The 22,683-nt window shown below is 72.0% G+C and carries 21 protein-coding genes and 1 tRNA gene; 9 read left to right on the top strand and 13 right to left on the bottom strand.

Features of this window, described 5'->3' with window-relative positions; translation table 11 throughout:
• Nucleotides 1–12: 12 nt before the first annotated feature.
• A complete protein-coding gene (gene mnmA / locus FS825_RS03315; protein WP_144710808.1) occupies nt 13–1,119 on the bottom strand; it encodes a tRNA 2-thiouridine(34) synthase MnmA in 1,107 nt (368 codons plus the stop codon).
• Nucleotides 1,120–1,157: 38 nt separating this feature from the next.
• On the opposite strand from mnmA, the gene FS825_RS03310 reads away from it, so the two are divergent.
• From FS825_RS03310 to FS825_RS03300, 3 genes are all read left to right on the top strand, one after another.
• The gene (locus FS825_RS03310) at nt 1,158–2,462 is read left to right on the top strand and encodes an MFS transporter (RefSeq protein ID WP_144710806.1); all 1,305 of its coding nucleotides are present in this window, start codon (nt 1,158–1,160) and stop codon (nt 2,460–2,462) included.
• A 78-nt stretch (nt 2,463–2,540) separates the two neighbouring features.
• Nucleotides 2,541–2,621, top strand: a tRNA-Leu gene (locus FS825_RS03305).
• Nucleotides 2,622–2,750: 129 nt separating this feature from the next.
• On the top strand, nt 2,751–3,446 hold the full coding sequence (locus FS825_RS03300) for a DedA family protein (RefSeq protein WP_144710804.1): 696 nt from the start codon (nt 2,751–2,753) through the stop codon (nt 3,444–3,446).
• A 232-nt stretch (nt 3,447–3,678) separates the two neighbouring features.
• Here FS825_RS03300 and rdgB read toward each other — a convergent pair whose 3' ends face one another.
• Genes rdgB through murI form a run of 3 tightly spaced genes read right to left on the bottom strand, consistent with a single transcriptional unit; the run spans nt 3,679 to nt 5,845 of the window.
• Entirely contained in the window at nt 3,679–4,266 is a 588-nt protein-coding gene (gene rdgB, locus FS825_RS03295) for an RdgB/HAM1 family non-canonical purine NTP pyrophosphatase (protein ID WP_144710802.1), read from the bottom strand.
• Nucleotides 4,263–5,003, bottom strand: a complete 741-nt coding sequence (rph, locus tag FS825_RS03290; protein WP_144710800.1) for a ribonuclease PH — start codon at nt 5,001–5,003, stop codon at nt 4,263–4,265. The genes rdgB and rph overlap by 4 nt, the downstream gene beginning before the upstream one ends.
• Nucleotides 5,000–5,845: a glutamate racemase gene (murI, locus tag FS825_RS03285; protein WP_144710798.1), complete on the bottom strand. Its 846-nt coding sequence runs from the start codon at nt 5,843–5,845 to the stop codon at nt 5,000–5,002. The genes rph and murI overlap by 4 nt, the downstream gene beginning before the upstream one ends.
• 116 nt (nt 5,846–5,961) lie before the next feature.
• On the opposite strand from murI, the gene FS825_RS03280 reads away from it, so the two are divergent.
• On the top strand, nt 5,962–7,248 hold the full coding sequence (locus FS825_RS03280) for a nicotinate phosphoribosyltransferase (protein ID WP_144710796.1): 1,287 nt from the start codon (nt 5,962–5,964) through the stop codon (nt 7,246–7,248).
• Between the two features lie 6 nt (nt 7,249–7,254).
• On the opposite strand, the gene FS825_RS03275 is transcribed toward FS825_RS03280, so the two are convergent.
• From FS825_RS03275 to FS825_RS19060, 3 genes are all read right to left on the bottom strand, one after another.
• Entirely contained in the window at nt 7,255–7,515 is a 261-nt protein-coding gene (locus FS825_RS03275; protein ID WP_144710794.1) for a DUF3039 domain-containing protein, read from the bottom strand.
• 140 nt (nt 7,516–7,655) lie between these two features.
• Nucleotides 7,656–9,227 carry an ABC transporter permease gene (locus tag FS825_RS03270; RefSeq protein WP_144710792.1) on the bottom strand — a complete coding sequence of 524 codons (1,572 nt, stop codon included), beginning with the start codon at nt 9,225–9,227 and terminating at the stop codon, nt 7,656–7,658.
• Nucleotides 9,203–10,609 (bottom strand): ABC transporter ATP-binding protein, encoded by a 1,407-nt coding sequence (locus tag FS825_RS19060; protein WP_313960533.1) that lies wholly within the window; start codon nt 10,607–10,609, stop codon nt 9,203–9,205. The genes FS825_RS03270 and FS825_RS19060 overlap by 25 nt, the downstream gene beginning before the upstream one ends.
• A gap of 300 nt (nt 10,610–10,909) precedes the next feature.
• Between FS825_RS19060 and FS825_RS03255 the strand changes: the two genes are divergently transcribed.
• The 4 genes from FS825_RS03255 to FS825_RS03240 all read left to right on the top strand — a co-directional run bounded on the left by FS825_RS03255 (nt 10,910) and on the right by FS825_RS03240 (nt 13,654).
• Nucleotides 10,910–11,605, top strand: a complete 696-nt coding sequence (locus FS825_RS03255; RefSeq protein WP_144710790.1) for a phosphocholine cytidylyltransferase family protein — start codon at nt 10,910–10,912, stop codon at nt 11,603–11,605.
• Between the two features lie 85 nt (nt 11,606–11,690).
• Nucleotides 11,691–12,470, top strand: a complete 780-nt coding sequence (locus FS825_RS03250) for an ABC transporter permease (protein WP_144711257.1) — start codon at nt 11,691–11,693, stop codon at nt 12,468–12,470.
• Nucleotides 12,470–13,240 carry an ABC transporter ATP-binding protein gene (locus FS825_RS03245; protein ID WP_144710788.1) on the top strand — a complete coding sequence of 257 codons (771 nt, stop codon included), beginning with the start codon at nt 12,470–12,472 and terminating at the stop codon, nt 13,238–13,240. Before FS825_RS03250 ends, FS825_RS03245 begins: the two co-directional genes overlap by 1 nt.
• Before the next feature lie 111 nt (nt 13,241–13,351).
• Complete coding sequence (locus tag FS825_RS03240) at nt 13,352–13,654, top strand: hypothetical protein (RefSeq protein WP_144710786.1); 303 nt, start codon at nt 13,352–13,354, stop codon at nt 13,652–13,654.
• A 17-nt stretch (nt 13,655–13,671) separates the two neighbouring features.
• Here the strand turns inward: FS825_RS03240 and FS825_RS03235 are convergent, their stop codons facing one another.
• The 5 genes from FS825_RS03235 to FS825_RS18825 form a co-directional block, all read right to left on the bottom strand.
• Nucleotides 13,672–14,904, bottom strand: a complete 1,233-nt coding sequence (locus FS825_RS03235) for a CDP-glycerol glycerophosphotransferase family protein (protein WP_144710784.1) — start codon at nt 14,902–14,904, stop codon at nt 13,672–13,674.
• A 42-nt stretch (nt 14,905–14,946) separates the two neighbouring features.
• Nucleotides 14,947–15,855 (bottom strand): glycosyltransferase family 2 protein, encoded by a 909-nt coding sequence (locus FS825_RS03230; RefSeq protein ID WP_186377051.1) that lies wholly within the window; start codon nt 15,853–15,855, stop codon nt 14,947–14,949.
• Nucleotides 15,852–16,670 (bottom strand): CDP-alcohol phosphatidyltransferase family protein, encoded by an 819-nt coding sequence (locus tag FS825_RS03225; protein ID WP_144710782.1) that lies wholly within the window; start codon nt 16,668–16,670, stop codon nt 15,852–15,854. The genes FS825_RS03230 and FS825_RS03225 overlap by 4 nt, the downstream gene beginning before the upstream one ends.
• 9 nt (nt 16,671–16,679) lie before the next feature.
• Nucleotides 16,680–17,723 (bottom strand): glycosyltransferase family 2 protein, encoded by a 1,044-nt coding sequence (locus FS825_RS03220; protein ID WP_144710780.1) that lies wholly within the window; start codon nt 17,721–17,723, stop codon nt 16,680–16,682.
• Nucleotides 17,724–17,889: 166 nt separating this feature from the next.
• Complete coding sequence (locus FS825_RS18825) at nt 17,890–19,890, bottom strand: S1C family serine protease (RefSeq protein WP_222126874.1); 2,001 nt, start codon at nt 19,888–19,890, stop codon at nt 17,890–17,892.
• A gap of 192 nt (nt 19,891–20,082) precedes the next feature.
• Here FS825_RS18825 and FS825_RS03210 point away from each other — a divergent pair, with 192 nt between their 5' ends.
• Nucleotides 20,083–21,285, top strand: coding sequence for an aminotransferase class I/II-fold pyridoxal phosphate-dependent enzyme (locus FS825_RS03210; protein ID WP_144710778.1), 1,203 nt, complete (start codon nt 20,083–20,085; stop codon nt 21,283–21,285).
• A gap of 539 nt (nt 21,286–21,824) precedes the next feature.
• On the opposite strand, the gene FS825_RS03205 is transcribed toward FS825_RS03210, so the two are convergent.
• Nucleotides 21,825–22,640 carry a carbon-nitrogen hydrolase family protein gene (locus tag FS825_RS03205; protein WP_144710776.1) on the bottom strand — a complete coding sequence of 272 codons (816 nt, stop codon included), beginning with the start codon at nt 22,638–22,640 and terminating at the stop codon, nt 21,825–21,827.
• Between the last annotated feature and the right edge of the window lie 43 nt (nt 22,641–22,683).

Below are 22,683 nucleotides of genomic sequence, written 5' to 3'. Positions count from 1 at the left end.
CGACCCCGCGGATCAGGCGGGGGTCGGGACCGCCGAGACCGTGGTGTCGATCGTGCACTGCCCGAGCACGCGCGTGCCGACGTAGACGACGGCGGTCTGCCCGGGGGCCACACCCGACAGCGGCGCGTCGACGTCGATGACGAGCTGGCCGTCGGACACCCGCGCGGTCGCCGGGACCGGGTCGGCGTGCGCGCGGATCTGCACGTCGCACGCGAACGGCACGGACGGGTCGGCCGGAGCGGTGCCCGCCCAGGTGAACCGTGCGCCCGACATCGAGGTCACGTCGAGCGCTTCCTTCGGCCCGACCACGACGGTGTTGTCCTTCGGGCGGATCTCGAGCACGAACCGCGGCTTGCCGTCCGGCGCCGGACGACCGAGGTGGAGGCCACGGCGCTGCCCGACGGTGTACCCGGTCGCTCCGTCGTGCGCGCCGACGACCGTGCCGTCCCGCTCCACGACGTCCCCGGGGGCGGTGCCCACGCGGTCGGCGAGCCAGCCACGGGTGTCGCCGTCCGGGATGAAGCAGATGTCGTAGGAGTCCGGCTTCTGCGCCACGGTGAGCCCGCGCGCGGCGGCCTCGGCCCGGACCTCGTCCTTCGAGGGCGTCGCGCCGAGCGGGAACATCGCGTGCTGGAGCTGCTCGGCGGTCAGGACCCCGAGGACGTACGACTGGTCCTTCGCCCACGCGGCGGACCGGTGGAGCTCGCGGGACCCGTCCGGGCCGGTGGTGATCGAGGCGTAGTGGCCGGTGCAGACCGCGTCGAACCCGAGGGCGAGCGCCTTCTCGAGCAACGCCGCGAACTTGATCCGCTCGTTGCACCGCATGCAGGGGTTCGGCGTGCGACCGGCCTGGTACTCGGCCACGAAGTCGTCGACGACGTCCTCCTTGAAGCGCGCCGAGAAGTCCCAGACGTAGTACGGGATCCCGAGCGCGGACGCGGCGCGCTGGGCGTCCATCGAGTCCTCGATCGTGCAGCAGCCACGACTGCCGGTGCGGAGCGTGCCCGGCATCCGGCTGAGCGCCAGGTGCACGCCGACCACGTCGTGCCCGGCGTCGACGGCCCGCGCTGCGGCCACGGCCGAGTCGACGCCACCGCTCATCGCTGCAAGTACTCGCATGCCTCCAGGGTACGCGGCAGGCGTAGCGTTGGAGGGCGATGACCTCCGAGACCCCCGCCTTCGACTTCCGGGCGGTGCTGCTGTCCGGCTTCCTCCCCGCCGCCCTCTTCGCGATCGGCGAGGGAGCGATCATCCCGATCATCCCGATCGCGGCGTCGTCCCTCGGCGCGAGCCTGGCGTTCGCGGGCTTCGTCGCGGCGCTGATCCTCGTCGGCGAGCTGATCGGCGACGTGCCGTCCGGCGTGGTCGTCGCGCGCATCGGGGAGCGCAACGCGATGATCGGCGCCGCCGCCGTCTCGGTCGTCGGGCTCCTCGTCTGCACGGTCGCGCCGAACGCCTGGGTCCTCGCGCTCGGGGTCTTCCTCGTCGGCGTCTCGACCGCGGTCTTCGCACTCGCCCGGCACGCCTACATGACGACCGCGATCCCGCTGCAGATCCGTGCCCGCGCGCTGTCGAGCCTCGGCGGGGTCTTCCGGTTCGGCTACTTCGTCGGCCCGTTCATCGCCGCCGGGGTCGTGCACCTGACCGGGACGACGCAGAGCGCGTTCTGGATCCACATCGTCTGCTGTCTCCTGGCGGCGGTGGTGCTCCTCGTCCTCCGCGACCCCGCGACGGGCGCACGCGGCTTCCGGAGGCCGCCCCGCGCCTCCCGTCCGGACGCGACGACCGCGACGAACGCCGCGACCGCCGCGACCGAACCGCCCACCGACACCGGCGCGCAGTTCGTCCAAGAAGAGGCGCACGGCCTCTTCCGCACCATCCGCGCGAACCGTGCCGTCCTCCTCCGACTCGGCAGCGGCGCTGGCCTGATCGGCGCGCTCCGCGCCGGACGGCAGGTCATCCTGCCGCTCTGGGCCGTGAGCGTCGGCCTCGACGACTCCACCGCCGCCCTCGTCATCGGCATCGCCGGTGCCGTCGACTTCGCGCTGTTCTACACGAGCGGGCAGATCATGGACCGGTGGGGCCGGCTCGCGAGCGCGCTCCCGTGCATGGTCGGCCTCAGCATCAGCTACTTCCTCCTCGCGTGGAGCGGCCACCTCGACGCCCGCGTCGGCTGGTTCGTCGCCATCGCGATGGGCATGTCGCTCGCGAACGGGGTGGGATCCGGCATCCTCATGACGCTCGGCGCGGACCTCGCCCCGCGCGACCACCCGGCGCCGTTCCTCGGAGCGTGGCGGTTCACCGGCGACTTCGGGCAGGCGGCCGCACCGCTCGTCATCTCCGGCGTGACGGCGGTCGCATCGATCGCGGTCGCGAGCGGCGTGATGGGCGTGCTCGGCCTCGTGGGCGCCGGCATCCTCCTGCGGTACGTCCCGCGCTACCTGCCGCGTCGGTTGCGGTGAGCACCGCGAGCGGGCACGGCCGTGGAGGCGCGCACCGCCCCCGGTGCGTCGGCCGCGGTCGGTAGACTGCCGCTGCTCGCGGGAGTGGTGGAATCGGTAGACACGCAGGATTTAGGTTCCTGTGCCCCAGGCGTGAGGGTTCGAGTCCCTCCTTCCGCACGGAAGTCCGCACGGTCCCCGCGCACCTTCGGGAAGTCATACCCCCGAGGGATGGGACCGCGATCCTCGGACGGTACCCTCGTCACGCGGGAGTCCTGCCCGTGACCCCGCCGCTCGACCGGAAGAAGCATGCACTCCGTCGCACTCGCACTGATCCCCTGGCTGGATCCGCAGTACATCCTCGACCACTTCGGGGCCGTCGCCGTGCTCGTCGTGTGCGCCATCATCTTCGCCGAGACCGGGCTGCTCGTCGGGTTCATCTTCCCCGGTGACAGCCTGCTGGTCATCACCGGCCTGTTCGCGTTCGACCGTGGCGGCGAGATCGGCGGGATCCCGGTCTGGGTCGCCGCGCTGATGATCGCCGCAGCGGCGTTCCTCGGCGGCGAGCTCGGCTACTACATCGGCAAGAAGGCCGGTCCGCCGATCTTCGAGCGCAAGGAGAGCGGACTGTTCTCCAAGGCGAACGTCGACCGCACCAACGCGTTCTTCCACCGGTTCGGCCCGCTCGCGGTGATCCTCGCGCGCTTCGTGCCGGTCGTCCGCACGTTCCTCCCGATCGCCGCGGGCGTCGGGCGGATGAACTACAAGAAGTACTCCCTCTACAACGCGATCGGCGCCGTGGTGTGGGGCGTCGGGGTCACGTTCCTCGGGTACTTCATCGGGCACATCCCGTTCGTGGCGCACATCGTCCGCGAGTACATCGACATCATCCTGCTCGCGGCCGTCGTGGTCACGGTCGTGCCGATGGCGCTGACCTACCTCCGGAACGCCCGCAAGGCGAAGCACGCCACGGAGGCCGAGGCTGGGACCGAACCGCAGCACTGAGGTCCCCACCCGACGGACGGGAGGCGCGGTGCCGGCTGGCGCCGCGCCTCCCGTCCGTCTGCCGGTCGGCCGGCCGGCCGCGCCGACTTCCCGCACCGAGCGGGCGATGTACGTCACGCTCGGCGCGTTCCGTCGACGTGTTCCGCCCGCTCGCCGCGGCGCCCACGGCGTGTTGCGCCCGCTCGGCGGGCCCGCCCGCCGCGCCGTGCGCGGCGCGAGGCCCGCACGCGCGTCACGCGCCGAAGTACTCCCGCACGATCGGCGCGATCCCCCGGAACGCCTTCGCCCGGTGGCTCAGCGCGTTCTTCTCCTCGCGCGTCAGCTCCGCTGAGGTCCGGTCCGCGTCGTCCGGCCGGAACACCGGGTCGTACCCGTGCCCGCCGTCCCCGATCGGCTCCGTCGTGACCTCGCCGTTCCAGACCGCCTCGACGACGTGCTCGGTGCCGTCCGGTGTCACGAACGCAGCCGCGCACACGAACGCCGCGGTCCGCTCCACGACGCCTTCCAGCCGGGACAGCAGCAGTGCGATGTTGTCCGCGTCCACCCGCGTGCCGGCGTACCGGGCGGAGTGGATGCCGGGCGCCCCACCGAGCACGTCCACGGCGATGCCCGAGTCGTCGGCGAGTGCCGGCAGCCCGGTGTGGGCCACCGCGGCCCGCGCCTTGATGAGCGCGTTCGCCGCGTAGGTGTCGCCGTCCTCGACGGGCTCGGGGCCGTCGTACGCCTCGAGCGCGACGCCGCCGAGAGCGTCCCCGAGGATCTCCCGCAACTCGACGACCTTCCCCTGGTTGTGGGTCGCGAGCACCACGGTCCCGGTCACGACGACAGCCCCAGTACCTCGCGCTGGATCGCCGCGAGCGACTGGTTGCCGGCCAGGCCGAGGTCGAGCAGCGTGTTCAGCTCGTCCCGGTCGAACGGCGCGTGCTCGGCGGTGCCCTGCACCTCGATGAACTTCCCCGAGCCGGTCGTCACGATGTTCATGTCGGTGTCGGCCGCGGAGTCCTCGGTGTACGCCAGGTCGAGCATCGGCTCCCCCTTGACGATGCCGACCGAGATGGCCTGCACGCTGTCGGTCAACGGGACGGCCTTCTTGCCGATGAAGCCCTTCGCCCGACCCCACTCGATCGCGTCGACCATCGCCACGTACGCGCCCGTGATCGATGCGGTCCGGGTGCCCCCGTCGGCCTGCAGCACGTCGCAGTCGATGACGAGGGTGTTCTCGCCGAGGCCCTTCATGTCGACGACCGCTCGGAGCGACCGACCGATGAGCCGGGAGATCTCGTGGGTCCGGCCGCCGATCTTGCCCTTGATCGACTCGCGCTGCATGCGCTCGTTCGTCGAGCGCGGGAGCATCGAGTACTCGGCGGTGACCCAGCCGGTCCCCTTGCCGGCGAGCCAGCGGGGGACGCCGTTCGTGAACGAGGCCGTGCAGAGCACCTTCGTGTTGCCGAACGAGATGAGCGCACTGCCCTCGGCCTGCGCGCTCCACCCCCGCTCGATCGTGACGGGACGGTGGTCGGTCGCGGTGCGGCCGTCGATGCGGAGCGTGTCGCTCATGGGGTCCTTTCGATGCGGGGCAGCGTGATGGCCCCGGTCTGGAGGTGGCCGACGCTGGAGACCTCGGGGCCGAGGAAGCGTCGGGCGAGTCGGATGAAGCCGTTCTGGTCGGTGCCAGTGGCCTCGAACGAGTAGGTCGGCGGCGCCGTGGTCGTCCGCTCGAGCCCGTGCTCGACGAGCCGTCGGTACACGTCGTTCGCTGTCTCTTCCGCACTGGACACGAGCGTCACGTCCGGCCCCATCACGTACTGGATGGCGGCGGACATGAGCGGGTAGTGCGTGCAGCCGAGCACGAGCGTGTCGACGTCCGCAGCGCGGATCGGTGCGAGGTACTGCTCCGCGACCGTGCGGAGCGCCGGCGACGAGGTGTCCCCGGCCTCGACGAACTCCACGAACCGGGGGCAGGCGGCGAGCGACAGGGTGATGTCCGAGGCGACGGCAAAGGCGTCCTCGTAGGAGCGGGAGGCGATGGTGCCGACGGTGCCGATCACGCCGATCCGCCCGGTGCGGGTCTGCTTCACGGCAGCGCGGGCGGCGGGTTGGATGACCTCGACCACGGGGATCCCGTACGCCTGCTCGTAGCGTTCCCTGGCGTCCCGGAGCACCGCGGAGGACGCCGTGTTGCACGCGATGACGAGCGCCTTCACGCCCTGCTCGACCAGGTCGTCCATGACCTCGAGCGCGTACTGCCGGACGTCCGCGATCGGCTTCGGCCCGTACGGCGAGTGCAGGGTGTCCCCGACGTACCGGATGCTCTCGCGCGGCAGCTGGTCGATGATCGCGCGCGCCACCGTGAGCCCGCCGACCCCGCTGTCGAAGACTCCGATCGGTGCATCCGTCACGGTGACCAGCGTACCGACGCGAGGCGACCGCCAGGGAACCGGCCGTGTCCGCTCGGCGAGCCGAGCGCCGGGCGTGATCCGCGCCTCCCGGCCGCTCCGACAGTAGTGTCGGTGAGGTGACCAGCGCCCTCCTGACCGACCAGTACGAACTCACCATGGTCGACGCGGCCCTCAAGGACGGCACGGCCGACCGCCGCTGCGTCTTCGAGGTCTTCGCCAGGCGCCTGCCCGACGGGCGTCGCTACGGCGTGGTCGCGGGCTTGGGGCGCTTCCTCACCGCCCTCGCGGACTTCCGCTTCGGCGACGAGGAGATCGGCTTCCTGCGCGACCGCGGCGTCATCGACGCCGGGACGGCCTCGTACCTCGCCGACTACCGCTTCACGGGCGACGTCCGCGCGTACCGCGAGGGCGAGGTGTTCTTCCCGAACTCCCCCGTCCTGCAGATCGAGGGGACGTTCGCCGAGGCGGTCGTCCTCGAGACCCTCGCGCTGAGCATCTTCAACGCCGACTCCGCGATCGCCTCCGCCGCAGCCCGCATGGTGTCCGCCGCCGACGGACGCCCGCTCGCCGAGATGGGCTCGCGGCGCACGGGCGAGTGGAACGCCGTCGCTGCCGCTCGTGCCGCGTACATCGCGGGCTTCGGCGCGACGAGCAACCTCGAGGCCGGGCGGACGTGGGGCATCCCGACGATGGGCACCGCCGCGCACGCCTTCACGCTGCTGCACGACTCGGAAGAGGACGCCTTCCGGTCGCAGCTCGACGCCCTCGGCACCGGCACGACCCTCCTCGTCGACACGTACGACATCGAGGCCGCGGTCGACACCGCCGTGCGCCTGACCGACGGCAGGCTCGGCGCGGTCCGGATCGACAGCGGCGACCTGCCGTCGGTCGTCGCGAGCGTCCGGGCGCAGCTCGACCGGCTCGGCGCGACCGGGACGAAGATCACCGTGACGAACGACCTCGACGAGTACACGATCGCGGCGCTCCGGGCGGCACCGGTCGACTCCTACGGCGTCGGGACCTCGGTCGTGTCCGGCTCCGGCCACCCAGCGGCGGGCATGGTCTTCAAGCTCGTCGCACACCAGGAGGACGGCGGCGAGTGGGTGTCGGTCGCGAAGAAGTCGGCGGACAAGGTCACCCTCGGCGGCCGCAAGGAAGCCGGACGTCGGCTGCGGAACGGCATCGCCACCGCGGAGGTCGTGCTCACCTCGGGCCAGGTCGGGCCCGATGAGCGGCCGTTGCTCGTCCCGGTCGTCACGAACGGTCAGGTCGACCCGGCGTTCCTCGGCGCGCACGGGGTCGAGGCAGCCCGGGCGCACCACAAGCTCGCGAAGGCCGAACTGCCGGCGGACGCGGCGCGGATCGGCCGGGGTGACCCGGCGATCCCGACGCTCGTGATCTGAGCGGGGCTACTCGGCCTGCATCTTCTCGTAGATGGCCTTGCAGTCCGGGCACACCGGGAACTTCTCGGGGTCGCGTCCGGGGACCCACTTCTTCCCGCAGAGCGCCTTGACCGGCTTCCCGGAGAGGGCGGACTGCAGGATCTTGTCCTTCTTGACGTAGTGCGAGAACCGCTCGTGGTCGCCGGGCTCGATCGCCTCTTCCTCGAGGAGCTTCTCGAGCTCGCGGTCCATCACGTCGAGGCCGCCGCCGGGTTCCGTCATGCTCATGTGTCCAGGGTACGACGGTGCGGCGCGCTCCGCGACGGGCGCCGCGGTCCGGTGGTGCGTCGTGACGGCCTGGAGGCGCGGGGCGGCGCCGACCCGCGCCTCCAGGCCGTCAGGCGGTCGGCTCGAGAGCGCGACCCGGCTCAGTTCCGCTGCGCCGCGGCCAGCAGGTCCGGCCCGTGCCGGTCGAAGAGCCGGCCGCCGACGGCCACGCCGATCGCGAGGACGACCACGCCCACCAGGACGCCCACGACCAGGGTCAGCACCGCCCACGGGGAACGCCCGTCGACGAAGGACAGCACGGCCAGCCACGCCGCGGGCACGGAGCACACCAGGATCCCGACGACCATCGACGACTGCGCGACGGAGGCGAGCAGTCCGGCGGCCTGGGGCTGCTGGAACGGGTGGTCGCCCGGGCGTACCGTCGGGTACGGCAGCAGGACGGACACGATGCTCGACAGCCCGAGGCCGGACAGCAGGGCGCTCACGCTCACGCCGAGGAGCACCGGGAACGTGGTGGTGTCGCCGAACAGCAGCGCGGACGCCCAGGAGCCGACGACCAGCGCGGGGATGCCCACCGCGATCACGGGGACGAGGCGACCGAGGCGGTCGCTCCACCCGGCCGCTCCGGACGCGACGTGCAACCACACCGCGGTGTTGTCGTAGGAGACGTCGTTGTGCGGCAGGAACCCGGCGATGAGCGCCATGAGGGGCAGCGGCACGAGCGCCGTCCAGTGCCACGGCACCCCGGCGACCCCGAGCGGGATCACCACGACCGGCACGAAGACGATGATGAGGTACGACGCCCGGTAGCGCGGGTCACGGCCCCAGTAGGTGAGCGCACGGGCGGCGACGGCACCGACGGGCGTCGACCCGAGCGAGTCGAACCACCCGAGGCCGCGGTAGCGGCGGGTGCGTGCGCGGCCGTCGACGGTCTCCAGCGCCCGACCGACGACCGCCCACCAGGCCCAGGCGAGCAGCGCCACGACGGCGACCGCGACGAGGAGCTTGACGACGCCCTCGCCGACACGACCGCTGGCGACGTCCGCGGGCACGGCCCACGCCGCGCCCCACGGTGTCCACCCGGCGACGTCGGCGACGCGCTGCATCTCGGTGCCCGCCGGGTCGAGCCAGTCGACGCGCAGCAGGAGCGACACGACGGGGATCGCCAGCACGACGATCACCAGGGCGACGAGCCAGCCGGCGTCGCGGGAGCGGTGCGGACCGATCAGCGCTGCACCCACCGCGCACCCGACGCGGACGAGCAGTGCGCACGTGGCGATCGCGAGGACTCCCCCGACGACCCCGAGGAACCCCGCACCGGTCCCGCGCATCCACGCGACCGACTGCGCGACGGCGACGATCGCGACCGCGACCACCGGCACCCCGACGAGGCCTGCGACACCGAGGCCCACCGCGAGGTCCCGCCGGCCGATCCCGAACACCGTGAAGCGCCGTGGGTCGAACTGGTCGCTGCGCCCCACGACGAGCGGGACGACGGTGAAGGCGAAGGCGACGAGCGTCCCGACGGGGACGATCACGGACCGGGCGACCTCGGGAGCGGCACTGCGCAGCCCGACGATCTCGAAGCCCACGAGCACCGCGGCGACGAGGCCGGCGAGGCTGCCGAGCACGACGAGGACCGACCGGCGGGCGCTGCCGCGGACCTCCCCCGCGAGGAGGTCGGCCCTCAGCCGGAGAAGCTGTGCAACCATTCCATGCTCTCTGCCACGACGCGGCCGCCCGCGAGTTCGACGAACTTGTCCTCGAGGCTCTTGCGCCCACGGACCTGCGCCATCGTCCCGGACGCCAGGACCTTGCCGCCGACGATGATGGCGACCGAGTCGCAGGTGCGCTGCACGAGCTCCATCGAGTGGCTGGAGAGCACCACGGTCCCACCGCCGCGCGTGTAGCGACGGAGGATCTCGGTGATGGTCGCCGCGCTCACCGGGTCGACGGACTCGAACGGTTCGTCGAGCACCAGCACGCGGGGCGAGTGGATGAGCGTCGCGGCGAGGGCGATCTTCTTCGCCATGCCCACGGAGTAGTCGGCGACCTGCCGGCCGAGCGCTTCGCCGAGGCCGAACGCCTCGGCGAGGTCGGCGCTGCGCTTCCGGGCGGTGGCGCCGTCCAGACCGCGGAGCGTCGCCGAGTAGTAGAGGAGCTGGGCACCCGTCAGACGGTCGAACAGCCGCAGTCGGTCGGGCAGCACGCCGAGGTCGCGCTTGGCCGCGGCCGGGTCGGCCCAGACGTCGTGGTCGAGCACGGTCACGGTGCCGGCGTCCGGACGGAGGAGTCCGGTCACCATGGACAGCGTGGTGGTCTTGCCCGCGCCGTTCGGGCCGACGACGCCGAAGATCGAGCCCTGGCGGATCTCGAGGTCGACCTCGTCCGCCGCGAGAGTCTGGCCGTAGCGCTTCACGAGGCCGCTCGCGCGGAGGACGACGGGCTGCAGCGGCTGCTTCTGGGCCGGGGCGGGGCGCTTGGCGGCGGGGCGCTTCTTGGGGGCCTTGCCCGGGGCGGGGTCCGTGTCCGTGGTGGTCGCGTCCTGCGGGGCGGGCGCGGTCGCGGTCGGGGTCGGGTCGGCCGTCGCGGTCGGGTCCTGCGTCGCGGTCGCGGTCGGGTCCTGCGCCGCGGTCGCGTCCGTCGGCGCGTCCGCCGTCGCGGTCGCGTCGGCCGGGTCCGGCGTGCTGCTGCCGGGAGGCACGGTGCCGGTCGTCCCCGCGGCCTGCGTCGGGCGCGTCGCACGTCCCTTGCCGCCACGCGCCTTCGCGGGTCGGCGGCCGGTCGTCGTCGGAGCGACCGCCAGCGCGGCGCTCGTGACGGGTTCGGTCCCCGTCGTCCCGGTGACCGTGGTGTCGTCGGTCATCGCGTCCTCAGCGGAGGCATCGTGCGCATCCCCGTCCCCCATGTCGTCGTCGGCGGAGTCCTGCTCCGCCGTGGCGTCGTCGTCCGTGTCGTCGGTGTCGTCCTCGACGTCCTCGGCGACGGTGTCGTCGTCGGTGCCCGCTGCCGCGTCCGCGTCAGCTTCCTCGGTCAGCCAGGCAGCGTCCGACGTCGCGTACACGTCGTCGTCTTCCCCTGCTGCTGCGGCCACGGCCCAACCGTACCAACGGTCTCCGGACACTGGCGGACGGGTCCGGGCGCAGTGTCACGAAATGAGCACGAAGCGGGCGGAACCGTACCCCGGGGGACGCCCGTTCCGTATCATTCACCAGGGCACGACGGAGTGTTCACCACTTGGCAACCTGCTCCGGCCGGCGTTTCCCACGTGACCCTCTCCTGCGAATCAGCGCAGGAGCGGCGGTTTCTGGGCGAACTCCGACCTTCCAGGAGCAGACTCTACGAGGCCCGCCCGTGCCCCAGGGCGCGCGGGCGGACACCAGAAGGGACCATCATGACCACGCAGATCGTGATCCTCGCAGCGGGGATGGGCAGCCGCCTCGGGCGCAGCCTGCCGAAGCCGCTCACCGAACTCAGCGACGGCCGCACCATCATGCAGCAGCAGTTCGACAACATCCGTGCCGCGTTCGGTTCGAGCGCGCGCGTGACGATCGTCGTCGGCTACAAGTCGGAGTACATCGTCGAGGCGTTCCCCGAGGCGAACTTCGTCTACAACGAGTCCTACGACTCGACGAACACCTCGAAGAGCCTGCTCCGTGCGCTCAAGGCCACGGGCAAGGGCGGAGTCCTCTGGATGAACGGCGACGTCGTCTTCGACCCGCGCGCGCTGGTGCGTGCGGCCGACATGATCGACGAGGACCGCTCGTTCGTCAGCGTCAACACCGACAAGGTCTCCGACGAAGAAGTCAAGTACACGATCGACGCCGAGGGCTTCATCCACAAGCTCTCGAAGCAGGTCGTGGGCGGTCTCGGCGAAGCCGTCGGCATCAACTACGTCGCGTCGAGGGACAAGCAGGCGCTCATCCGTCAGCTCGGGCGCGTCGACGACCAGGAGTACTTCGAGGGCGGCATCGAGGCTGCCATCGCGGAGGACGGGCTACTCTGGAGCCCGGTCGACATCTCCGACCTGTACGCGGTCGAGATCGACTTCGCCGAAGACCTCGAGCGCGCGAACAACCTGTTCGCCTGAACCACCCGGACCCCTCGGCGGTTCCGCCCGAAGGGACATCGTGACCACAGCGAGTACACCGACCGCGCCCAGGATCGCCGCACCGATGGCGACCCGGGGCGCGGTTCGGCGTTACCGGCACGCCCTGTGGCTGCTGACCGCGCGCGACCTGCGGGTCCGGTACTCGACGTCCGCGCTGGGGTACTTCTGGTCGATCCTCGACCCGCTGGTGATGTCGGCGATCTACTGGTTCGTCTTCACCCAGGTCTTCCACCGCGGCTCGGTCGGTGAAGAGCCGTACATCGTGTTCCTGCTGTCCGCACTGCTGCCGTGGATGTGGTTCACCGGTGCGGTGTCCGACTCCACCCGTGCCTTCGTGAGCGAGGCCAAGCTCATCCGCTCGACGACCATCCCGCGGAGCATCTGGGTGGCGCGGGTGAACGCGTCGAAGGGCATCGAGTTCCTCCTCAGCCTGCCGGTGCTCGCCGTGTTCGCGATCGCCACCGGCGCACACCTGCACTGGCAGCTGGCGCTCTACCCCCTGGCGATCGTGCTCCAGTGCGCCCTGGTGTACGGCATCGGCCTGATCGTGGCGCCGCTCGTGGTGTTCTTCCGTGACCTCGAGCGTGCCGTGAAGCTCGTGCTGCGGTTCCTCTTCTACGCGTCCCCCATCATCTACGGCACGCAGGCGCTCCCCGACAAGCTGCACGACCTCGCGGCGTTCAACCCGCTCAGCGGCATCTTCGGGATCTACCGCTCCGCGTTCTTCCCGTCGCAGCTCGACTGGTTCGAGGTCGCGGTCTCCGCCGTGGTCACGGTCGTCGTCCTCGCGATCGGCCTCGTGGTGTTCCGCCGGAGCGAGCACCGCGTCCTGAAGGAGCTGTGATGACCGCCACCGAGACCGACACCCGTCCGTCGACCGTCGCCCCCGTGATCACCGTCCGGAACGCCGGCATCCGGTTCAAGCGCAACCGCCGGGCCAGCCGGAGCTTCAAGGACCTCTTCGCCGGCAGCAACCGCCGGAAGCGCGCCGACGAGTTCTGGGCGCTCCGCGGCGTGACCTTCGACGTCCGTCCCGGTGAAGCGATCGGGGTCGTCGGGCGGAACGGCCAGGGCAAGTCCACCCTGCTCAAGCTCGTCGCGCAGGTCATGCTGCCGGACGAGGGCCGTGTGCACGTCGGCGCCGGCGTGGCACCCCTCATCGAGATCACCGGCGGTTTCGTCGGCGACCTCTCCGTGCGGGACAACGTGTTCCTCACCGCGGGGCTGCACGGCATGTCCCGCGCGGAGATCCGCGACGCCTTCGACGAGATCATCGACTTCGCCGAGATCGGCGACTTCGTCGACACCCCGTACAAGCACCTGTCGAGCGGCATGAAGGTGCGCATCGCGTTCGCCGTGATCTCCCGGCTCGACGAGCCGGTCATCCTGGTGGACGAGGTCCTCGCGGTCGGCGACAAGGCGTTCCGCGAGAAGTGCTACAAGCGGATCGAGGAGCTCCTCGCCGGCGGCCGCACCCTCTTCTTCGTCTCGCACAACGACAAGGACCTCCGCCGGTTCTGCGACCGCGGGCTCTACCTCGACAAGGGACGACTCCAGCTCGACGGCACCATCGAGGCGGCACTCGCGCGCTACTCCGCCGACTACGGCGTCTGACGGCCGCACTCTCCGTCCACAACCAGGGTCCCCCGGGCCGCTCTCAACAGCCGCCGGTGCCGCGACGCGAACCGGCCGCCGGACGTCGGACCCTCACCCTACGGTGGCCCCATGCACCACCCGACACCGGCCTACCCCGTCCCGTTCACGATCGACCGCTCCCGAGCGCCCCGGCGCTACGACCTGCTCAACGCCGGCGACGAGACCGTCGACGGTCTCACCCTGACCCACCTGGGGAACGGGTACTGCCCGCCGCTCGCCGTCAACCGACTCGAACCCGGCCGGTCGCTCTCGATCGCCGTGTTCGGCGCCGACCCCGAGGACACCGGCGTGGTGGTGGTCCGCTGGCGTCGGCCCGACCGCTCCGAGTACCTCTGGCGGATGTCGCTCGTCGGTGACGGGCGCGCCGCGTGACCGTCCGGACGACCCGCTCAGTCCTCCCCGCGTGCAGAAGCGACCTCGCGCCACCGGGCGAGGAGTCGTTCCACGGCGTCGTGCAGCCGAGCCGTGGCGACCCCGGGCGTGGTGTCACCGAAGTACCGGGTCACCCAGTGCTGCAGCTTCTCGAGCTCGGCGGCGTCGTGCGCGGCCGCGTCGACGCGTGCGACGACGTCGTGCGCGTCCGCCGCGGTCAGCCAGTTCGCGTCACCGAGGTAGCCGCGCTCGTCGACGTCGGCCTCCGGCGCCACCGGCCGGGTGACGATGAGCGGCTTGCCGACGGCCAGTCGGTCGTAGATCATCGCGCTGATGTCGGTGATGGCGACGTCCGCGCCGGCGAGCTGCCAGCCGAGCTCGGCACCGTCGTCGTACACGTGGTGCGCGCTCGGGTCGGCGGCGTTCGCGCTGGCGATCGCCGCCACGATCCGCTCGTGCGCCGCCTTGTAGGCGGGTTCGCGGACGCCGCTGCGCGGGTGCGGCCGGTACACGAGCCGGTGCTCCGGCGACGCGAGCACCCGTTCCGCGATCGCGGTCCCGTGGCTCGCGATCGACCCGTAGGCCGCAGCGGGCCGGTCGCCTTCCCAGGTCGGCGCGTAGAGCACGACGGTGCGGTCGTCCGCCGGGTACGGCGTGGCCCCCGCGAAGTGGTCGGCCTGCGGACGGCCGATCGCGATCGTCCGCGCGTCGACGTCGTAGTCCCACAGCGCGTCCGACAGGCGTTCACGGGCGGCGTCACCGGCGATCAGGGCGTAGTCGTACGCCTTGAACTGGTTCGTCGTCATGTACATCTTGTCGCTCTCGCCGTGGTTGACGAAGACGTGCCACATGCGCCCGTACCGCATCATCTGGAAGTTGCGGGCGTTCTGGTTGACGTAGAGGACGATCTTCGGCGCCTGCTCGTCGACGAAGCGCTCGAGGTCGACGACCTGCCGCGCGTACACGACCGGGACGGGCGACTCGTCGAGCAGGGTGAGCATCGTGCCGGGGCTGCGCGAGATGATCGCGACCGGGTGCGTCGCGGCGAGCTCGGCCAGCGGCGCGTACCACTGCCGCACCTGGTACATGTTCACGGGTCCGTCGGCGAAGTACACCGCGATCTCGATGCTGCCCGGCGCGGGGACCGGCACGGACGGCATCCGGCGAGCCAGGTCACGACGGCTCCGTCGCGACTTGAGCAGGCGTTCGACGAGCCGCAGAGCGGTGCGCGCGTCACTGGTGATCGGCATGGTCCCTCTTCCGGAGTCGACGATCGGTTGGTGGTGGGGGTCTCAGACGACGGGCGGACGGCCCGCGAGCGTCATGCGTCCGATCGTCAGCCAGCCCATGACCCGCGTCGGGCCGCAGTCCGTCGTCCAGCCTTCGCGGACGCCGCCGAACCAGGTGGCCAGGCGACGCGGGTGTCGCCACCAGCGCGCGGTCTGGATCGCCGCCCAGGACCCGACGTAGACGGGGCGGAGCACCGCGGGCAGGTTGCGCCGGGCGAGCCACACGCGGTTCCGGGCGTTCAGCCGGTAGTACTCGGTGTGCCGCGCCGGGTCGATCGCGGGGTGGTGTGCGACGAGGTCGCCGGCGTACCAAGCGCGTCGGCCGGCGTCCCACACCCGCCAGGCGAGCTCGATGCCCTCGTGCGCGTAGAAGTACGGAGCGCCCCACCCACCGACGACGCGGTAGACGTACATCGGCAGGACGACCGCCCCTTCCCACACCGAGAACACCGGCGACGAGTCCTCCGGCGCGCCCTTGCGGATGCGCGGGATCCAGCGCGTGGGGTTCGCCGCGCCGGTCGGGTCGACGACGCGGGGCTGCACGAGCCCGAGCGACGGATCGCGCTCGAGCAGCGCCACCGCGTCGCGCAGGAAGGTCTCGGACGGCACGGACGCGTCGTCGTCGAGGAAGAACACGTAGTCCCCGTCGACGACCTCGGCGCCGGCGTTCCGACCAGCGGGGATGCCGACGTTCTCCGCCAGGGCGAGCGGGCGGACGCCGTCGGGGAGCCCGGTCGGTTCCCAGCCGTTGCCGACGCACACGACGTCGAGCTCGACGTCGCGCTGGGCGAGCACGCTCTCGAGCCCGCGGCGCAGGTCGTCCGGCCGGGTGCCCTGTGACAGGCTCACGACGGCGACGCGGGGACGCTCGCGGTGCGGGACCGCGTGCCGCCGCAGCGTGCCCGGGGTCACCCCCGGACCCGCTTCGACGAGATGATCGCGACGAAGTGCCCGAACGTCGCCAGCACCGCCAGCGGCAGGAGTGCGCCGACGAGGATCCGATCGGCCAGCGGGTGTCCGATGACGAGCGCCAGGAGCGCGAAGACGAACGCCAGGATGCTCAGCTCCACCGAGTGGTACAGACGGTGGAACGGCAGGAAGCGCGCGGCCCGGCGCAGCCCGGCGAGCCGGCGACCGGACGGCACGGTGCCGGCGTCGCGGCGGTCCACGAGCTTGTCGAGCCCGGCGTTCGCCCGAGCGACGTGGACCATGTCGTTGAGGGCCTTGTTGAGCACGATCACGAGCCCCAGGGCGCAGCCGATCGTCGTCCACATCCAGTCGGCGCCGTGGATCGGCCACGTCGCGGCACGGATCCCGAGCGCGACGGGGACGAGTCCTTCGGTCGTGTAGTGCCCGACCTTGTCCAGGAACACCCCGGCCGGCGAGTGGGTCCCCCGCCAGCGGGCGACCTCGCCGTCGGAGCAGTCGACGAGCATCTGCAGCTGGCCGAGCACGAGCGCGAGCGCCGCACCCCAGATCCCGGGGATGAGCAGGGCAGCGGCCACGCTCCACCCGACGAGGATCATCAGGCCGGTCACCTGGTTGGCGCTCACCCGGGTCTTCAGCAGCACCCAGGTCAGGTACGGCGAGACGTCCCGCAGGTACAGCGAGGCCGTCCAGTGCTCGGCGTTCGCGCGCGACCGGACCTCGTCCGGTTGGGCGACGGCCCGGAGCTCCGCGATCGAGGTGGGGCGGGTGTCGCCGCGGCCGGTCGTGTCGTCGGTCAAGATGTCAGGTCACCGTCCCGTGTGCGTGGTCAGCTCGGACGTCCGGGTGAGGAAGCCGATGATGAAGCCGAGTCCCCAGCCGACGTGGATGCAGGGCAGCACCACGAGCAGCCAGGCCATCGTCGGCAGTCCCGAGCGTCGGGCGACCGCGACGGCCCCCACGACGACGAAGACGAGGTACACCGCGGGCACGACGAAGCCGAGCAGCGCCCACGCCGCCCCGGAACCGAGAGCCGCGCCGATGATCCCGACGATGCCGGCCACGATGCCGAGCGCCATCGCCGCGACCATGGCCGGCGGGACGAAGTAGCGGAGCCCGTTGTTCGTCGGGAACCGACGGGCGAGCTCACCGCGCCACAGCCCGGTCGCGACGAACTGCCGGACCAGCCGCTTCAGGCTCGGACGCGGACGGTACGTGACCACCAGCTCGGGCGTGAACCACACCGTGCCGCCGGTCTGTCGGAGTCGCTTGTTGAGTTCCCAGTCCTGCCCGCGCTTGATGCCCTCGTCGAACAGGCCGACCGCGAACAGCCGGTCACGGCGGAACACCCCGAGGTACGCGGTCTCGGCCGGACCGGCCTGCCCGCCCACGTGGTGCGGGGTACCGCCCAACCCGACCCGACTGCCGTAGGCGAGCGCGACGGCGCGTTCGAAGGGGGTGCGGCCCTCGGCCTGCATGATGCCGCCGACGTTGTCCGCACCGGACTCCTCGAGCACCCGCACCGCGGTGCGCGTGTAGTCCGTCGGCAGCACCGAGTGCGCGTCGACGCGCACCACGATCGGGTGCACGGACGCCCGGATCGCCACGTTCAGGCCGGCCGGGGTCGACCCGACCGGGTTCTCGATCGCGCGGATGCGGGGGTCGGCGGCGCTCATCTCGGCGACGAGCTCGTTCGTGCCGTCGATGGACGGACCGAGCGCGAGGATCACCTCGAATGGGCCGGTGTAGTCCTGGTCCAGCAGACTCTGGACGGCGGCCCGGACCTCGGTGACCTCGTTGAGGACGGGCATCACGTACGAGACGCCCGGCACGGGCTGTCCGTCTGTCTGCATGCGTACCTCGGGTCCTCAGCTGGGCGCGGGTCGCACCGCGGACGGCGCCGCCCCGCAGAGCGACCCCGAGCCTATCAAGGACGCAACCCTGAGACGGCCTGGAGGCGCGGTGCCAGCTGGCACCGCGCCTCCAGGCCGTCGTGTCGTGCAGCTGCGCTGTCGCGCGTCAGCCCTTGTAGGTCCCGAGGGTTACGTCCGCCTCGCGGGTCTGCCCGTCCCGGATGAAGGTGATGGTCGTCTTCGCGCCGCCCGCGAAGTAGCGGACCTGCGCCGTCAGGTCGGTCGCGTCGGAGACCGTCGCCGAACCGATCTTGGTGACCACGTCGCCCTTCTGCAGGCCGGCCTTCGCCGCGGCGCCACCGGACGACACCGACTTGATGAGGCCGCCCATCTGCGTGGCGTTGGCGTCCTCGGCCGCGTCACCGACGGTCGCGCCGAGCAGGCCGTGCGTCGCCGAGCCGTTGTCCTTGATCTCGTTCGCCACCCGCTTGACGAGGTTGGCGGGGATCGAGAAACCGACGCCGATGCTGCCGGACTGGCTGGTGGAGTCCGAGGAGCTGCTCGCACTCGCGATCGCGACGTTGATCCCGATCAGCTTGCCCTTGGAGTCGAGCAGCGCGCCACCGGAGTTGCCCGGGTTGATGGACGCGTCCGTCTGGATGACCGGGAGCGACACCGTGCTCGTCGCGGACGAGCTGCTGCCGTTGTCGCCGTTGCCCCAGAAGTCGAACGGGCCACCGCTCGAGCCGCTGCCGCCCTCGTTCGAGTCGCCGCCGTCGGTCGGAGCGCTCGACGTGACCTGGATGCTGCGGCTCAGGGTCGAGACGATGCCGTCCGTGACGGTGTTCGACAGGCCGAGCGGTGCACCGATCGCGACCGCCGTGTCACCGACGTTCAGGTTCGAGGAGTCCGCGAAGGTGATCGGCTTCAGGTCGGTGGCGTCGATCTTGATGACCGCGAGGTCGACCGTCGGGTCCGTGCCGACGAGCTTCGCCGGGTAGATCTTGCCGTCCGAGGTCGTCACCGTGATGGTGCCGCTCGACGAGTCGCCGTCGAGGGTCACCACGTGCGTGTTCGTGACGATGTAGCCGTCCTTGCTGAAGACCACGCCGGAGCCGGTGCCGGCCTCGCTGCTCGCCGAGACGTTGATCGTCACGACCGACGGGGTCGCCTGCGCGGCCACGGCGGTGACGACGGTGGCGTTGTTGTAGTCGTTGACCGTGAGGTTGCCGCCGCCCTGCGAGCTCGAGGAGCCGACGACGGTGCTGCCGCCCTGGCTCGACGCCGCGAGCCAGCCGGCGCCGCCGCCGACGAGGCCGGCGATGACGATGCCGGCGACGAGCGGGAGGACGAGTCGGCTGCGGCCGTCCCGCGTGCGGGTCGTGGTGCTGGTGGACGCGGCTCCCGCTGCGCCGGCCGCGCCTGCCGTGCCTGCCGTGCTGCCGAAGTAGTGGCCGTTGCGCTGGTTCGACCCGTCGACGTCGCCGAAGGCGCTCGTGGCGGAGGACGGGGCCTGCGCGGAGGTCGCGCTCGCGTACTCGGAGGCGGAGGCCGGAGCCGAGGTCGGCTGTGCGTACTCGCCGTACCGGGGCTGCTGGCCGTACTGGCTGTCGCCCTGGCCGTACTGGGACTGCTGGCCGTACTGCGACTGCTGGCCGTACTGGGGCTGCTGGCCGTACTGGTTCTGCTGGCCGTACTGGTTCTGCTGGCCCTGGTCGGATGCTGCGCTCGCACCGGCACCGGCGTTCGTGCCGTGCGGTGTGGCGTGCTGTCCGTACCCACCGGACGCCTGTCCGTACTGGGACTGCTGGCCGTACTGGGCCTGCTGGCCGTACTGGCTGCCCCCCTGGCCGTACTGCGACTGCTGGCCGTACTGGCTCGTCTGCCCGTACTGCGCGGTGTCGGCAGCAGGCGCGTCGCTGCCCGAGACGGTCGGGTACGGCGCGGTGTACCGGTCGGTCGGGTGGTCGGTCGACGCCGCGAGGACGTCCGTCTCGTTCGCGCCGGCGGGGTCGATCACATCGGTGTGGTCCGCTCGCGCGTCGCTCGTCGGAGCGTCGTCCGTGTGCTGGGAGTCGTTCGGCGAAGCGTCCTCGGATGCGGCCTTCGCGGCCGTGTCGTCCGGACGGATGTCGTCGCCCTGCCCGTTGGGCGTGGTGTCGGTCATGCTGGACGTGCTCCTTTCAAGCTCGTGCAGTCTGTCGGACCCACCTGAGCGGTGCTCCTGGTGACGCTGCAAGCGACCTATGGCGATCTTATGCGTGGGCTGTGGGGGCCCTCCCGGGCGGACGTCCGGGAGGCCGCTAGGTTGGGTCCGTCCAGCGCGGCGGTGCGTCGGCGACACCTCGGAGGGAACCACATGCGGCAGGCAGGACCCTGGTTGCGAGCGGCCGAGGGCGCGATGCTCCTCGGTCCCGACGGCATCCCCGCTCCCACCGTCTTCGCGGAGATGAGCGCCCTCGCCGCGGCGACCGGTGCGATCAACCTCGGCCAGGGGTTCCCGGACGAGGACGGGCCGGCCGAGGTGCTCGAGGCAGCGGTCGCCGCGATCCGCGACGGCGTCAACCAGTACCCGCCCGGCCGCGGGACCCCCGACCTCCGCGCGGCGATCAGTGAGCACCAGTCGCGGTGGTACGACCTGGAGGTCGATCCCGACCGCCAGGTGCTCGTCACCGCCGGCGCGACGGAGGCGCTCGCCGCGACGCTCCTCGCGCTCGTCGAGCCCGGTGACGAGGTCATCACGTTCGAGCCCTTCTACGACGCGTACGGCGCGCTCATCCGGCTCGCCGGGGCCGTCCACGTCACGGTGCCGCTCACCGCCCCGGACTTCCTGCCCGACGAGTCGACGCTCCGCGCTGCCTTCTCGGACCGCACGCGGGCAGTGCTGGTGAACACGCCGCACAACCCGACCGGTCGGGTCCTCCCCGCCGAGGTCCTCGCCACGGTGGTCGAACTCGCCGCGCAGTACGACGCGGTCATCGTCACGGACGAGGTCTACGAGCACCTGACCTTCGACGTGCCCCACGTGCCGATCGCCACGCTCCCCGGCGCGGCCGAGCGCACCGTGACGATCTCGAGCGCTGGGAAGACCTTCAGCACCACCGGCTGGAAGATCGGCTGGCTCACGGCTCCCCCGGCACTCGTCGACGCCATCACCGCCGTCAAGCAGTTCCTCACGTTCGTCAACGGCGCTCCGTTCCAGCCGGCGGTCGCCGCGGGGCTCCGGTTGCCGGACTCCGTGTTCGCGGGCATCGCCGCCGAGCTGTCGGCCAAGCACGACCTGCTCGCCGCCGGGCTCCGCGCCGCGGGCTTCGACGTGATGCGACCCGACGGCGGGTACTTCGTCATCGGCGACGCTGCAGCGCTCGGGTACGCCGACGCCCGCGAGTTCTGCCTGCGGTTGCCCGAGCTCGCCGGGGTCGTCGGGGTCCCGGTGTCGGCGTTCGTCCGGCCCGATCACGCTCCCGGGTACCGGTCGCTGGTGCGGTTCGCGTTCTGCAAGCGTCGGTCGGTGCTCGAGGAGGCGGCGGCGCGGCTGGCCGGCCTGGCCGCCGCGGTCTGAGCCACCTCGCGGAGGTGGGCGGCGGGGCGGGGCCGAGCCGCGCCTCCAGTCCGCCCGTCCGCCCGCCTGCCCGCCTGCCGGTCGTCCGCCGAGCCGGTCGTGCTCGAGCGGGCGAAATACGGCCCGCCGGGCACGCCATCGGCGCACATACCGCCCGCTCGCGGAGCGGCGCGCGCGGCGGGGTGCGGCGAGCGGGCGGAATACGGCCCGTCTGCCGTTCTGTTCGCTCGCATACCGCCCGCTCGCGGGAGGGGGCGCGGCGAACGGGCGGAATACGGCCCGCCGGGCACCCCGTCCGCGCACATGTCGCCCGATCGCGGGAGGGGGCGCGGGGCGTGGCGGGGCGCGGCGAACGGGCGGAATACGGCCCGGCGGGCACGCCGTCCGCGCATGAACTGCCCGCTCGGCGAGGGACGGGCGGAGCCCGGCATCCCGAGCGGGCGAAAAAAGGCCCGCTGGGCACGCCGTCGGCGCGGATGTCGCCCGCTCGCGGGAACGCGCGCGGCGGGGCCCCGGGGGCCGACGGCCTGGCGCGCGGGTCAGGTGCGCGGGAGGACCTCGTACCGACGGAGCGCGAGCGACGGGTTCACGCGGCGGACCTCCTCGGTGACGGCAGTGTCGATCGTGGCGATGAGCAGACCGGGTTGCACGCCCGCGGCGGCGACCGCGACGCCAGAGGGGTCGAGGACCACTGACGCGCCGATGCCGACGGGCGGCGTCTGGCCCACCCCGACCACCCAGACCGTGTTCTCGATGGCGCGGGCGGCGAGGAGGGTGCGCCAGTGGGCCTCCTTGCCGGGGCCCCGGACCCACTCGGCGGGCAGCACGACGACGTCAGCGGCCCCATGCTCGGGCGCGGCCAGGCGACGCGTGACCTCGGGGAACCGCAGGTCGTAGCAGGTCTCGAGGCCGATCCGGACCCCGTCGAGCTCGAAGACCGGCAGCTGTCCGGGGTCCCCCGGTTCGATGCGGTCCGACTCGCTGGAGCCGAACGCGTCGTAGAGGTGCACCTTCCGGTACGTCTCGGCGATGGTGCCGTCGGCGAGGACCGCGACGAGCGTGTTGCGGAACCGTCCCGCCTCGGGCGACGATTCGGCAGTCCCGACGACGAGGGCGATGCCGGCCTCGCGGGCGATGCCGCGCAGCCCGTCGACGAACGGACCGTCCAAGGGCTGCGCGGCTCCGGCGAACCGGTCGTCGATCTCCGCGGTGAAGTACGAGCTGTACTCGGGGGTCACGAGGAGGGCGGCTCCGCGGGCCGACGCTTCCGTCGAGGCGTCGCGGATGGTCGCGAGGTTCGCGTCGGGGTCGTCCACGGGGGTGAACTGTGCGGCGGCGATCGTGAGGGTGCCCATCCGGCGAGCGTACCGGCGGGTGCGACGGGGTGTCGCGGCGGCT

Origin of the sequence: Curtobacterium pusillum (genome assembly GCF_007680845.1) — a bacterium.
Taxonomy (GTDB): Bacteria; Actinomycetota; Actinomycetes; order Actinomycetales; family Microbacteriaceae; genus Curtobacterium; species Curtobacterium pusillum_B.
This window is presented reverse-complemented; position numbering and strand designations above follow the sequence as displayed.